The organism is Pedococcus badiiscoriae (assembly GCF_013408925.1).
Lineage (GTDB): Bacteria > Actinomycetota > Actinomycetes > Actinomycetales > Dermatophilaceae > Pedococcus > Pedococcus badiiscoriae.
Genome location: NZ_JACCAB010000001.1, coordinates 1,997,176 through 2,009,622, shown reverse-complemented (window position 1 = coordinate 2,009,622; position 12,447 = coordinate 1,997,176). Strand labels below are relative to the sequence as shown.

The window sequence follows — 12,447 nt, the reverse complement described above, 5'->3', positions numbered from 1 at the left end:
TCCGGCGGAGACCCGATCAAGGAGTACACCGTGAGCGAGACCGCGACCCCCACCGCGAGCTACCTGACCCAGGAGGCCTTCGACCGTCTGAAGGCCGAGCTGGACCAGCTCTCCGGCACCGGCCGTACGGACATCGCCAAGAAGATCGAAGCCGCACGCGACGAGGGCGACCTGAAGGAGAACGGCGGCTACCACGCCGCCAAGGAGGAGCAGGGCAAGATGGAGGCCCGCATCCGCCAGCTGACCCAGCTCCTCGAGAACTCGATCGTGGGCACCAAGCCGGCCGACGACGGCGTCGTCGAGCCGGGCATGGTCGTCGCCGTCGACATGTTCGGCGAGGACGTGACCTTCCTGCTCGGCTCGCGCGAGATCGCCGACGGCACCGACCTCGAGGTCTACAGCGAGAAGTCGCCCCTCGGCGCCGCCATCAACGGCAAGAAGGTCGGCGACAAGGCGTCCTACAAGGCCCCCAACGGCAAGACCATCCAGGTCCGCGTCAAGTCTGCGACGCCGTACACCCCCTGACCCCGAGTCGACGTCGCCGCCCTCCGCCCCCGCAGGGGTGGGGGGCGGCTTGGCGTGTGCCGGGTCAGCTGAACTTGAGCTGGTAGCCCTTGTCGCGCAGGGTGCGCAGGACCTCGTCGCAGTGCTCCTTGCCGCGGGTCTCCAGCTGGAGCCCGATCTCGACCTCGTCGACCGAGATGCTCGTCCCGGTGCGGATGTGCTCGACCTCCAGGACGTTGGCGTCCACGGCAGCACAGTCGGCGAGCAGCCTCGCCAGGTGGCCGGGGCGGTCCGAGACGCGCACCCGGAACTGCAGGTAGCGTCCCGCGGCGGCCATGCCGTGGCGGATGATCCGCAGCAGGAGCAGGGGGTCGATGTTGCCGCCGGAGAGGACCGCCACCACAGGCCCGTCGAGCTTCTGCTTCCCGGCCCGGTCGAGCAGGTGCGCGACCGCCGCCGCACCCGCCGGTTCGACGACCAGCTTGGCGCGCTCGAGGACGAACAGCAGCGCCCGTGACAGCTCCTCCTCGCTGACCGTCTCGATCGCGTCGACCAGGTCACGGACGAGGGCGTAGGGCACGTCGCCCGGCATGCCGACGGCGATGCCGTCGGCCATCGTCTGCATGTTCTCGTAGGCGACGGGCTTGCCCGCCGCCAGCGACAACGGGTATGCCGCGGCCCGCTCGGCCTGGACGCCGACGACGCGCACGTCGGGGCGGGCAGCCTTGACCGCGACGGAGATCCCCGCGAGCAGACCCCCGCCGCCGGTGCTGACCACGATGGTCCTGACGTCCGGGCACTGGTCGAGGATCTCCAGGCCGGCGGTGCCCTGCCCGGCCACGATGTCGCGGTGGTCGAAGGGGTGGATGAGGACAGCCCCGCTGCTCGCCTCCCACCCGCGCGCCTTGACCAGGCACTCGTCGATCGTGGTGCCGACCTGCTCGATCGAGGCGCCGTAGGCCTTGGTGGCGAGCAGCTTGGGCATGGGTGCCCCGTGCGGCATGTAGACCTTGACGTCGATGCCGAGCAGCTGGCCGGCCAGCGCGACCCCCTGGGCGTGGTTGCCGGCGCTGGCCGCGACCACCCCGCGGGCCTTCTCCTCGTCGGACAGCCGCGCCATCCTCGTGTACGCACCCCGGATCTTGAACGACCCGGCGCGCTGGAGGTTCTCGCACTTGAGGAAGACCTCGGCGCCGACCCGGTCGCTCAGCGCCCGGCTGTACTCCAAGGGGGTGGGACGGACGATGCCACTGAGCAGGTCTTGCGCAGCGCGCACGTCGTCGAGGGTGACAGACAGCGTCGGTGATGCCATGGCCGGAAGGCTAGTCCCTCCCACGGCACGCCGAGGCCATGCCCTCGAGCTGGCCTCGACCTGGCCGCGGCCCAGCCCCCACCTACCCCTGGGTGCGCTTGGTGAAGGCCCGGATGGCCAGAGGTGCGATGACCAGCGTCAAGCCGATCGTCCAGATCAGCGTCGTCACGATGGGGTGGTGCATCGGCAGCTGCGCGTCCGCGGGCACGGGGAGGTCGTTGCCCCAGAGCTGGCGAACGGCCTGGACGAGCGAGGAGATGGGGTTCCACTCGGCGATCACCCGCAGCGCGTGCGGCATCTTGTCGGTGGGGGCGAACGTGTTGGCCAGGAACGTGATCGGGAACATCGTGGTGAACATCAGTCCGTTGACCGCCTCCACCGACCGCATGGCCGATCCGACGAGGATGCCGATCCAGATCATCGCGAAACCCCACAGCAGCAGGAGCGCATAGGCCAGCACGGCCTGGGGGAAGCCGCCCCGGATCCGCCAGCCGACGAACAGCCCGGTGACCGACATGACCAGGATGCCGATGCTGGAGTGCATCAGGCTGGAGATGCTTCGGCCCACGAGCACCGCCGACGGGTTGATGGGGAGCGACCGCATCCGGTCGACGATGCCCTTGTCGATGTCAGAGGTCAGGCCCACGGCGACGACGAACGACGCGAAGGCGATGGTCTGCCCCATGATCCCGCCCATCAGCCACTCCCGGTAGCCGGCGGGCGAGCCCTTGACGGCGATGGAGCCGCCGAACACGTACGCGAACAGCAGGACGAACATCACCGGCTGAATGGTGACGTCCATCAGCATCTCGGGCATCCGCTTGATGTGGATGAGGTTGCGGCGGGTGATCGCCAGGGACTGCCGCAACAACCCGGTCGGCTTGATCTCGGGCCGGGCGATGCCGCTGGCCGACCTGCGCGTCGTGGTGTCGGTGGTCATGACGCCTGCTCCTGGTCGGTGTCCGTGTCGGTGGGGCCGTCCTCGGCGCGGTGGCCGGTGAGGTGGAGGAACACGTCGTCGAGACTCGGCCGCTTGAGCCCGAGGTCGTCGAGCTCGATGGCACTGTCCTCGAAGACGGCGGCGATCCTGGTCATGTCGCGTAGCCCCTCGGCGGGGGCGGTCAGCTGCCGTGCGGCCTCGTCGACGTGCACCTCGGACACGCGTTGGCGCAACATCTCGGCGGCGGTGTGGAGGTCTTCCGCGCGTGACACGGTGAGCACCAGACTCGCCCTGCCACTGCGGTCCTTGAGCTCGAGCGGCGTCCCCTCGGCGATGATCTGACCGCGGTCGATCACGACGATGCGGTCGGCAAGCTGGTCGGCCTCCTCGAGGTACTGGGTCGTGAGCAGCAGCGTCGTGCCGTCCTTCACCAGACCCCGCAGCACGTCCCACAGCTCGACGCGACTGCGCGGGTCGAGCCCCGTCGTCGGCTCGTCGAGGAAGAGCACCGGCGGGGTGGCGATCAGGCTGACCGCGAGGTCGAGCCGGCGACGCATGCCTCCGGAGTAGGTCTTGACCGTCCGGTCGCCCGCCTCAGTCAGCGAGAAGCGCTCGAGCAGGTCGGCGCCCGCTGCCTTGACGTAGGCCGATGACAGTCCGTACAGGGAGCCGATCAGCCGCAGGTTCTCGCGACCGGTGAGCAGCTCGTCGACCGTGGCCGCCTGACCGGTGAGTCCCATCGACCGGCGCACAGCGTCGGGCTCACGCAGCACGTCGTGCCCCGCGACCCTCGCCGTGCCGCTCGTGGGTTTGGACAGGGTCGTCATCATGCGCACCGTCGTCGTCTTGCCGGCGCCGTTGGGGCCGAGCAGCCCCAGCACGGAGCCCTCCGGCACGGCGAAGCTCACGTCGTCGACCGCGGTCTGGTCGCCGAATCGCTTGACGAGGTGCTCGGCCTCGATCGCCAGGGAGGTCATTCCTCGACCCTAGGCCGGGGGCCGGTCGCACAACCAGTCATTTTCCAGTCCTCCCCATTCACGCGACTGCCCTTCCTCCCCACTCACGAGACGCTACGCCGGACCACCGACAACAGCCCTCGCCAGCTCACGGGCGGCCGTGGGGTGGCTGTGGCGCAGCAGGCCGACGGCGAACAGCAGGTATGCCGCGTCGGTCACCAGCTCCGCGGCGCGCGGCACCTTCCACCCGCCCGCGTGGTCGGTGGCCACCGACCGGAGCACCTCACCCCGCCCGGTCGTCGTGGCGTGCCGCAGCACCCCTCCGGAGCCGACGACGAGCTGCACGTCGGCCAACGGCCGGGCACTGGCCCCCGGCGCGGGCGGGCGCGCGTGACGGCGCGCTGCCACCACCGCGGCCGCCCGCGCGAGGGCGAGGTCCATCGACCACTCGCCCTCGTCCGCCGGCAGGTGACCGGGGTCGCGGACCAGGCGCGCGGCATACCCGTCGATCGTCGCGGGGAGGGGCACGTGCTCACGGAGGGCGGCTTCGACGATGCCCTCGGCGTTCCAGCGCATGCCGAGGTCCGCCTCCACCGTGCGGGCGTGCCACAGCGGGGCGACCACGTCCTTGGCCAGGCCGGCGTCCTCTCCCTGCGGCCGCAAGGCGGAGTAGACGTCCGTGGTGGCGCCACCGACGTCGACCACCATGACGTCGCCGTCGAGGTGCTCGGCGAGCACCGCGACACCGTCGAGCACGGCGTCCGGCGTGGGGGCACGCACCATGGCGGCGAACTCCGGTCCGGGCGACAGTCCCTTGCCGCCGATGACGTGCTCGAGGAAGACCCGCCTGATGGCGGCGCGGGCCGGCTCGGGGACGATGACGCCGATCGCGGGCAGCACGTTGTCGGTCACCGTGAACGACCGCCCCGTCGAGGCGAGGATCGTCGCGACCTCGTCCTGGACGTGGGCGTTGCCGGCCACGACGACCGGTGCGCCGATGCGGGCCTTGGCAAGGCGAGCTGCGTTGTGCAGCAACACTTCCGCGTTGCCTCCGTCGGTCCCGCCCACCAGGAGGACGAGGTCCGGGCGGCTTTGCCTGAGCTCCGCGACACCCGCTCCCGACAACGGACCCGACGTCACGTGGGAGACCCTGGCGCCGGCGCTCAGCCCGACCCGGTGGCCGGCCTGGGCGGTGACGTCCCGCTCGTACCCGACGACCGCCAGCCGCAGGCCGCCGCCGGCGCTCGAGCAGGCGAGCACCTCGTCGACCGGCCCGTGGCCCGCGAGCTCACTGCGCAGGGTGCGGTAGCCGTCCAGGACGTCGGTGCCGATCGTCGTCGGCGTGGACCCCGTCGCGACGACGGATCCCTGTCCGTCGACGAGCACCGCCTTGGTGAAGGTCGACCCGAAGTCGACACAGAGGAGCTGGGTCACGTCGCCTGCCCGTCCCCCGCTCAGCCCAACCGGTCGAGCGCCTGCCGCAGGTCGGCGATGAGGTCCTCGACGTCCTCGATGCCGACGGACAGCCGGATCAGGTCGGCCGGCACCTCGAGCTCGGTGCCCGCCACCGAGGCGTGGGTCATCCGGGCCGGGTGCTCGATGAGGGACTCGACCCCGCCGAGCGACTCGCCGAGGGTCCACAGCTGGGTCTCGCCGCAGACCTTGACGGCGACGTCCTCGCCGGCCTTGACCTGGAACGAGATCATGCCGCCGAACCGCTTCATCTGACGCTTGGCGACCTCATGGCCGGGGTGGCTCTCCAGGCCGGGGTAGTGCACCGCGCTGACGGCCGGGTGGCCGAGCAGGAAGTCGACCACGCGCTCGGCGTTGTCGCTGTGCCGCTCCATCCGCAGCGCCAGGGTCTTGAGTCCCCGCAGCACCAGCCACGCGTCCATCGGGCCGGCCACCGCACCCATCGAGTTCTGGTGGAACGCAACCCGATCCGCCGCATCCTCGAGGCCGGGCACGGTGATGTCATGGCCCACGACGACCGCGCCGCCCACGACGTCCGAGTGGCCGCCGCAGTACTTGGTCGTCGAGTGCGTGACGATGTCGGCCCCGAGCGAGAGCGGCTGCTGGAGGTAGGGCGAGGCGAAGGTGTTGTCGACGATCAGGAGCGCGCCGGCCTCGTGGGCGACCTCGGCGAGGGCGGTGACGTCGGCGATGCCGAGCAACGGGTTGGTCGGCGTCTCGACCCAGACGATCTTGGTCTGCCCGGGGCGGATCGCTGAGCGGACCGACTCGACGTCGGCGATCTTGGCGATGGTGTGCTCGACACCCCACGTCGTCAGGACCTTGTTGAACAACCGGTACGTGCCACCGTAGGCGTCGCTCGGCACGACGACGTGGTCGCCGGGCTTGAGCAGGGCGCGCAGGACGGTGTCCTGGCCGGCCAGCCCGGACGAGAACGCGAACCCGCGGGCGCCCCCTTCGAGGGCCGCGAAGCACTCCTCCAGCGCGGTGCGGGTCGGGTTCGCGGAACGGCTGTACTCGTACCCGCCACGGAACCCGCCGATCCCGTCCTGCTTGTAGGTGGACACCTGGAAGATCGGGGTGATGACGGCGCCGGTCCCGAGGTCCGGCTCCTGGCCGGCGTGGATCGCACGCGTGGAGAAGCCGTGGTTGCTGCTCTGCTCGCTCATGCCGGCAAGGCTAGCCTCCGCTCACGGGTCCTCCCCCACGACGGGGTCCCGTACCACCGGGTCCTCCCCTACCACCGGGTCCTCCCGCACGACTGCATCGCCCACGCGGACGACTCCCCCTTCGAGGATCCGGAACACGGTGCCGCCTCGGGCATGCAGCGCCTTCATGGCACCCGGCCCGATCGCGTCGTCCATCAGCCTGCACGGCGCGGCGGGTCGGACGACCTCGAGCAGGGCATCGCCCATCCGCACCCGCGTCCCCGGGCGACCGGGCACCGGGCCACCCGACAGCGTGATGTTGCGACGGGTGGCCCCGGGTCCCACGGGGGCCCCGAGATCGCGGCTCGCCTCGGCCAGGTCCGTCGCGGACTGCACCGTGACATGGCGATGCCTCGACCCGTGGTAGCGGTCGCCCACCAGTCCGGCACCGGCCTCCGCCACGACCGACTCGACCGGCCGCATGGGCAGCTTGGTGGCCTTGGCGACGTGGATCGCCAGCACCCTTCCGAGGTCGGCGTCGACCGGGTCGTCCCTCATGGCGTCTTCTGCCACTCACGCATCATCGCGTCGTGCACGTAGCCGATCGTGCGGTTGACCCGCAGCATCGCAGCGTTGTCGTCCGCGTTCCAGGTCCGCACCGAGCGGGTGTCCGGCGACTCCTGCATGAGGGCGAGGGCGGACGCCGCCTTCATCCGCAACCCCAGCTGGTGCCCGCGGTGCTCGCCCACGACGAGGGTGTCGTGCTGGAAGCCGACCCGAGGCTCGGACCGCGGCACCTGCACCTGGGTGTAGCCGACCAGCTCACGGGTCGCCTCGAGGACCGCGAAGGTGTCGACCACGCGTCGACCCATCGCCGCGACCCGCTCGTACTCGCGGATCACCCGCTCCTCGTCCCAGCGCTCCTCCTCGAGCTCGAGGTCGCCCATCGGGATGTCGGTGCTCATCCGCCGGCTCAGCTCAGCCCGCCCTGCCCACCACTCCTGGGGTATGCCGTCCCAGCAGGTCCGTAGGACGTAACCGTCGTCGCGGCCCGGCTGCAGTGCGGCTTCCAGCCGCGTTCGGTCCGCGGGCAGGGCGAGGCTGCTGCGCAGGACGGTCTGCGCCCCGGCATACCCCTGGCGGGCGGCGAAGTCCTCACCGCTCTCGTCGCGCTCCCCCACCAGCCACTGGGTCTCCGCGAGCAGGACAGTCCGTCCGTGCTCCTGCGCGGCCGCCTCGACGGTGCCGAGCAGCTTCGTGCCGACACCGCGGCCACGGTGGTCGGGGTGCACCACGACTATGACCAGGCCCTGCGCGCGGTTGTCGCGCTGAGGCATCACCAGCCCGGCCGAGCCCAGCACCGTGCCGGAGGCGTCGACCGCTGCCCAGGAGATCCGGGGACGGTCGGTGCTGCGGCCCGTCTCACGCAGCTCGTCCGCCGTCCACGACGCGTGCTCGGGCCCGAACTGGTGGCGGCCGTCCGCAGCGAAGACCTCGGCCCAGTCGTCGAACAGCTCTCGCTGCCGACCGTCGGGGTCGTCGATCAGCTCGATGGTCACCATGCCCCAACCCTGCCGGGCAAGCTCGCACGACGCCACCGCGTTTCGGGGTCGCGGCCGCGCCCGGAACAGTCGCGAGCGCGGAGGCGTTGGACGAGGCGTGATATTCGGATCCCGCGCCAAGACGACCCTGCCCACCGCCGAGACCGCCCTGCGAGGACGCGAGCAGGGCCCGTTCCACATCGCCGGGGAGCACGTCGTCCTGCACACCCCGCTCGAGGGCCCTTGGCCGGACGGCACGGAGGTCCTCTACGTGGCGATGGGCTGTTTCTGGGGTGCGGAGCGGATCTTCTGGAGGCAGCCGGGCGTGGTCACGACGGCGGCCGGGTACATGGGCGGCCTGACGCCGAACCCCACCTACGAGGAGACCTGCACCGGGCAGACCGGGCACGCCGAGACCGTGCTGGTCGCCTACGACCCGGAGCAGACCACCCCCGAGCTGCTGCTCAAGGAGTTCTGGGAGAACCACGACCCGACCCAGGGCAACCGCCAGGGCAACGACATCGGCACGGCCTACCGGTCGGCCATCTACTGGACGACCCCGGACCAGGAGCGGGCCGCGGAGGCGACGCGCGAGGCCTTCCAGAAGGTGCTGTCGGACAACGGGTTCGGCACGATCACCACCGAGCTGCGTTCAGCCGAGGACGCCGGCGCGTTCTACTACGCCGAGGACTACCACCAGCAGTACCTCTACAAGAACCCCGGCGGCTACTGCAACCACGGGCCCAACGGCATGACCTGCCCGGTGGGCCTTGTCAGGCAGGACGAGCTCCCGTCGCAGGAGAGCGTGCTTCGGGTCAACGACTCGGGCGCCTGAGCCCGCCGCCGGGGCTGGGCTAGCGTGGGGCCGGTGGAGATCCGCGACATCACCGAGTCCGACCTCAGCGCGTTCGCGCCGATCTTCCGCGAGATCGTCGATGCCGGTGAGACGTATGCCTATCCGGGGGGCCTGCGCGACGACCAGGTCCGTGACCTGTGGTTCGAGGCCGCACCAGGGCGCACCGTGGTGGCGGTCGACGACGACGGCACCCTGTTGGGGAGCGCCAAGATGGGTCCGAACCGTCCGGGACGCGGCTCGCACCTCGGGACGGCCAGCTTCATGGTGGGGTCGGCTGCCCGCGGCAAGGGGGTCGGGCGGGCGCTGGCCGAGGACATGATCGCGTGGCATCGTCGCGAGGGTTTCGCAGGCATCCAGTTCAACGCGGTGGTGGAGACCAACACGGCTGCGGTCGGGCTCTGGCAGGGCCTCGGATTCCGGATCCTGGGCACGGTCCCGGGGGCCTTCGAGTCGAGGACCCACGGTCGGGTTGGCCTGCACGTGATGCTGCTCGAGCTGTGAGGCCCTGACCCGCCCAACACGGTGGTTGCGTGGGCTTCCGCCCACCTGCTGCTGGGCGGAAGCCCGCGCAACTACCGTTTTACGCCGCGAGCCTCCGTCAGTGCGGTGGACTCGGGTGGCTCAGGCCGGGCCGGCCGGCGCGACCGGCCGCCTCGGTGACGTTGCGGGCCACGGTCTCGGCCGCTCGTTCGAGCGGTGTGCGAGGCGCTCCCGAGACCCGCGGCGGCATGACCACGACGGGACAGCTCGCGCCGTTGACCAGGCGCATGGCGAAGCCCGGTAGCGCCGTGAGATCGAGCCGGCGGGGGGCGTCGATGACCAGCAGGTCCGCCCGCTCGGAAGCCGCGAGCAGGGCACGCCGTTTGCCGCCGTGCACCAGCCGGACCTCCACACCGTGGCCGCCTCCGAGCACCTCTGCGACGTCGGCCTGCAGGTCGGCCAGCGCCTGCTCCTCGGCAGCCCGCGCGTCCTCGGTGATCGGGGCCGGCGTGACCCGCGAGGCGGTCTGGGGTGGCGTGGGGCGCCAGGCCCGCACTGCGACGACGCGCCCACCACGCAGGGCCGCGAGCTCCGCGGCCCAGTGCAGGGCGGTGGGTGACTTGGAGGTCGCGCTCACGCCGACCACGATCGTGTAGGGCTGCGTCTCGTCGAGAGCTCTCATCGTGGCCACCTCCCTACGCGCGGGCCGGCTCGAGCGGCGGTTCGTCGCTGACCTTGCTCAACGGGTCGGCGATGTCCTCCAGTCCCTTGCCCTCGGCATCGACACCGATCCGGATCGCCACCAGGCCGCCGATGATCATGATCGCCGAGGCCAGGACGTAGCCCCAGAACAGCGGGGTCCGCTCCTTGCCCTGTCCGACGAGGGCGCCGAACAGGACCGGACCCAGGGCGCCGAAGATCTGGCCGATGGCGAAGAAGTACGAGATGGCCTGACCGCGCACCTCGAGCGGGAAGATCTCGCTCACCGTCAGGTATGCCGAGGACGCGCCCGCCGAGGCGAAGAAGAACGACACGCACCAGAAGATCGTGTGGGTCGTCGCGTTGAGCGTGCCCGCCTTGAACAGGAACGCCGACACGAGCAGGACCAGGCCGGCGACCAGGTAGGTCGAGAAGATCATCTTGCGCCGGCCGATGGTGTCGAACAGGGGGCCGAGCAGCAGCGGTCCGGCCAGGTTGCCGATGGCGAACGGGATGAAGTAGATCGCGGCCGCCGACTTGTCCAGGTGGTAGAAGTTCTGCAGCACCAACGCGTAGGTGAAGAAGATCGCGTTGTACAGGAAGCTCTGCGTGATCATCATCGTCAGGCCGAGGACCGTCCGCGACGGGTACCTCTTGACGAAGACGTGCAGCAGGTCGCGGAACGGGATCGTCTCCCGTGCCTTGATGGACATCGCCCTGCTCTCGTCGACCGGGGCCAGCGTCTTGCCCTGTGCCTGCACCGACGCCTCGATCTCGTCGACGATGCGGTCGGCCTCCGCTCCCTGGCCGTGCGTCACCATCCACCGGGGGCTCTCGGGGATGTGCCGGCGCAGCCAGATGATGACCAGGCCCATGACCGGTCCGATGAAGAACGCCACGCGCCAGCCGACGTTCTGCGCGACGTGGCTCGTGTCCAGCAGCCAGAAGCTCGCGAACGCGCCCAGCAGGGCGCCCGCCCAGTAGGTCCCGTTGACCGCGATGTCCACGCGTCCGCGGTACTTCGCCGGGATGAGCTCGTCGATCGCGGAGTTGATGGCGGTGTACTCGCCGCCGATGCCCAGGCCCGCGACGAACCGCCACAGGTACAGGAACCAGGGCGTCCAGGCGAGGCCGGCGATGCCGGACCCGACGAGGTAGATGGCCAGGGTGATGATGAAGAGCCTCTTGCGGCCCAACCGGTCGGTGAGGCGGCCGAAGGTGAGCGCCCCGACGACCTGGCCGATGAGGTAGATCGTGCCGGCGAAGCCGACCTCGGTCGAGCTCATGTGCAGGGTGTCCTGGAACCCGGCGTTGGACACGAGCTGGATCTCGAGCCCGTCGAGGATCCACGAGACGCCGAGGCCGACGACCACCAGCCAGTGGAACCGGGCCCACGGGAGGCGGTCCATCCGGAACGGGATCAGGCTCCGCACCGCCCCCGAGTCGGTCGGGACTGCTGCTGTCGTCATCGGTCACTCCTTCGTGTCTGCGTCGGGTGGTTGCACTGGGCACCCGACGGGGAAACCTACGCCCGGTTCGTCCGGTTCGCTCGTTGAAAGGCTTCGTGACCTGCAGAAACGTGACGCCTGCTACCCTGTCAGGCTCCCCGGGAGACGCGCTGCGTAGGGTCTGTTGCATGCGCATCGTGTCCCTGCTCCCCTCGACGACGGAGATCCTGTTCGGGGTGGGAGCGGGCGACCAGGTCGTCGGGGTCACCTTCGAGTGCGACACCCCGGTCGAGGCGCGCACCCGCACGATCGTCTCGACGACGGCGATCCCCGAAGGCCTGTCCCCCCGGGACATCGACGCCTTCGTGACCCGGGCGATGGTCGCCGGTGAAGACCTCTACCACCTCGACGCCGGAGCCCTGGGCGCCCTGGACGCGGACCTCGTCGTCACCCAGGACCTGTGCGCCGTCTGCGCCGTGGACGTGTCCGTCGTCGACGACGCGCTGGCCTACCTCGGGTGCCGGGCCGAGGTGCTGACGATCGACCCGCACACGATCGAGGAGGTCCTCGACTCGGTCACCACCCTCGGCGGGGCCACCGGCTGCGAGGCCGCCGCCAGCCGCCTCGTGACGAGCCTGCGCGAGCGCCTGTATGCCGTGGAGAAGGCGGTGCAGGGCGCGCCCCGCCCGCGGGCGCTGGTCCTGGAGTGGACCGACCCCGCCTTCGCCCCGGGGCACTGGGTGCCCGAGATGGTGACCGCAGCGGGTGGCCTCAGCACGCTCGGCACGCCCGGCGAGAAGTCGGTCCGCGTCACGTGGGACGAGGTCCGGGACAGCGCCCCCGACGTCATCGTGTGTGCACCCTGCGGCTACGACCTCGAGGGCTCGGTGGCGTTGGCCCGCAAGGCGATCGACGACGGCGAGCTGCCGTCCGGCATACCGGTCTGGGCCGTCGACGCCAACGCGAGCTTCGCCCGCCCGGGTCCCCGCCTCGTCGACGGCGTCGAGGCGCTGGCCGGCATCCTGCACCCGGACGCGGCGCAGCCGCCGCGCCCGGACATGGCACGGCGGCTGCGGTAGCCGCGCGAGAC

The 12,447-nt window shown here is 70.8% G+C and carries 13 protein-coding genes; 4 read left to right on the top strand and 9 right to left on the bottom strand.

The window, feature by feature from the left end:
- Positions 1-30: 30 nt before the first annotated feature.
- Positions 31-525: a transcription elongation factor GreA gene (gene greA / locus BJ986_RS09615; RefSeq protein WP_179421779.1), complete on the top strand. Its 495-nt coding sequence runs from the start codon at positions 31-33 to the stop codon at positions 523-525.
- Positions 526-589: 64 nt separating this feature from the next.
- On the opposite strand, the gene ilvA is transcribed toward greA, so the two are convergent.
- The 7 genes from ilvA to BJ986_RS09580 all read right to left on the bottom strand — a co-directional run bounded on the left by ilvA (position 590) and on the right by BJ986_RS09580 (position 7,895).
- Positions 590-1,816 carry a threonine ammonia-lyase gene (ilvA, locus tag BJ986_RS09610; protein WP_179421778.1) on the bottom strand — a complete coding sequence of 409 codons (1,227 nt, stop codon included), beginning with the start codon at positions 1,814-1,816 and terminating at the stop codon, positions 590-592.
- An 82-nt stretch (positions 1,817-1,898) separates the two neighbouring features.
- A complete protein-coding gene (locus BJ986_RS09605) occupies positions 1,899-2,756 on the bottom strand; it encodes an ABC transporter permease (protein ID WP_179421777.1) in 858 nt (285 codons plus the stop codon).
- Positions 2,753-3,733, bottom strand: coding sequence for an ATP-binding cassette domain-containing protein (locus BJ986_RS09600; protein ID WP_179421776.1), 981 nt, complete (start codon positions 3,731-3,733; stop codon positions 2,753-2,755). Before BJ986_RS09600 ends, BJ986_RS09605 begins: the two co-directional genes overlap by 4 nt.
- Positions 3,734-3,826: 93 nt before the next feature.
- Positions 3,827-5,146, bottom strand: a complete 1,320-nt coding sequence (locus BJ986_RS09595; protein ID WP_179421775.1) for a glutamate mutase L — start codon at positions 5,144-5,146, stop codon at positions 3,827-3,829.
- A gap of 20 nt (positions 5,147-5,166) precedes the next feature.
- Complete coding sequence (locus BJ986_RS09590; protein WP_179421774.1) at positions 5,167-6,354, bottom strand: cystathionine gamma-synthase; 1,188 nt, start codon at positions 6,352-6,354, stop codon at positions 5,167-5,169.
- Between the two features lie 21 nt (positions 6,355-6,375).
- Complete coding sequence (locus tag BJ986_RS09585) at positions 6,376-6,891, bottom strand: MOSC domain-containing protein (RefSeq protein WP_179421773.1); 516 nt, start codon at positions 6,889-6,891, stop codon at positions 6,376-6,378.
- Entirely contained in the window at positions 6,888-7,895 is a 1,008-nt protein-coding gene (locus BJ986_RS09580) for a GNAT family N-acetyltransferase (protein ID WP_179421772.1), read from the bottom strand. Before BJ986_RS09580 ends, BJ986_RS09585 begins: the two co-directional genes overlap by 4 nt.
- A 100-nt stretch (positions 7,896-7,995) precedes the next feature.
- On the opposite strand from BJ986_RS09580, the gene msrA reads away from it, so the two are divergent.
- Positions 7,996-8,709 (top strand): peptide-methionine (S)-S-oxide reductase MsrA, encoded by a 714-nt coding sequence (msrA, locus tag BJ986_RS09575; protein ID WP_420372057.1) that lies wholly within the window; start codon positions 7,996-7,998, stop codon positions 8,707-8,709.
- Positions 8,710-8,742: 33 nt separating this feature from the next.
- Positions 8,743-9,231 (top strand): GNAT family N-acetyltransferase, encoded by a 489-nt coding sequence (locus BJ986_RS09570; protein ID WP_179421770.1) that lies wholly within the window; start codon positions 8,743-8,745, stop codon positions 9,229-9,231.
- A 97-nt stretch (positions 9,232-9,328) separates the two neighbouring features.
- Here BJ986_RS09570 and BJ986_RS09565 read toward each other — a convergent pair whose 3' ends face one another.
- Together BJ986_RS09565 and BJ986_RS09560 are read right to left on the bottom strand one after the other, a co-directional pair.
- Positions 9,329-9,892 carry a universal stress protein gene (locus BJ986_RS09565; RefSeq protein WP_179421769.1) on the bottom strand — a complete coding sequence of 188 codons (564 nt, stop codon included), beginning with the start codon at positions 9,890-9,892 and terminating at the stop codon, positions 9,329-9,331.
- 13 nt (positions 9,893-9,905) lie between these two features.
- Entirely contained in the window at positions 9,906-11,378 is a 1,473-nt protein-coding gene (locus BJ986_RS09560; RefSeq protein WP_238338076.1) for an MFS transporter, read from the bottom strand.
- A gap of 167 nt (positions 11,379-11,545) precedes the next feature.
- Here BJ986_RS09560 and BJ986_RS09555 point away from each other — a divergent pair, with 167 nt between their 5' ends.
- Positions 11,546-12,436, top strand: a complete 891-nt coding sequence (locus tag BJ986_RS09555) for an ABC transporter substrate-binding protein (RefSeq protein ID WP_179421768.1) — start codon at positions 11,546-11,548, stop codon at positions 12,434-12,436.
- Positions 12,437-12,447: the final 11 nt, after the last annotated feature.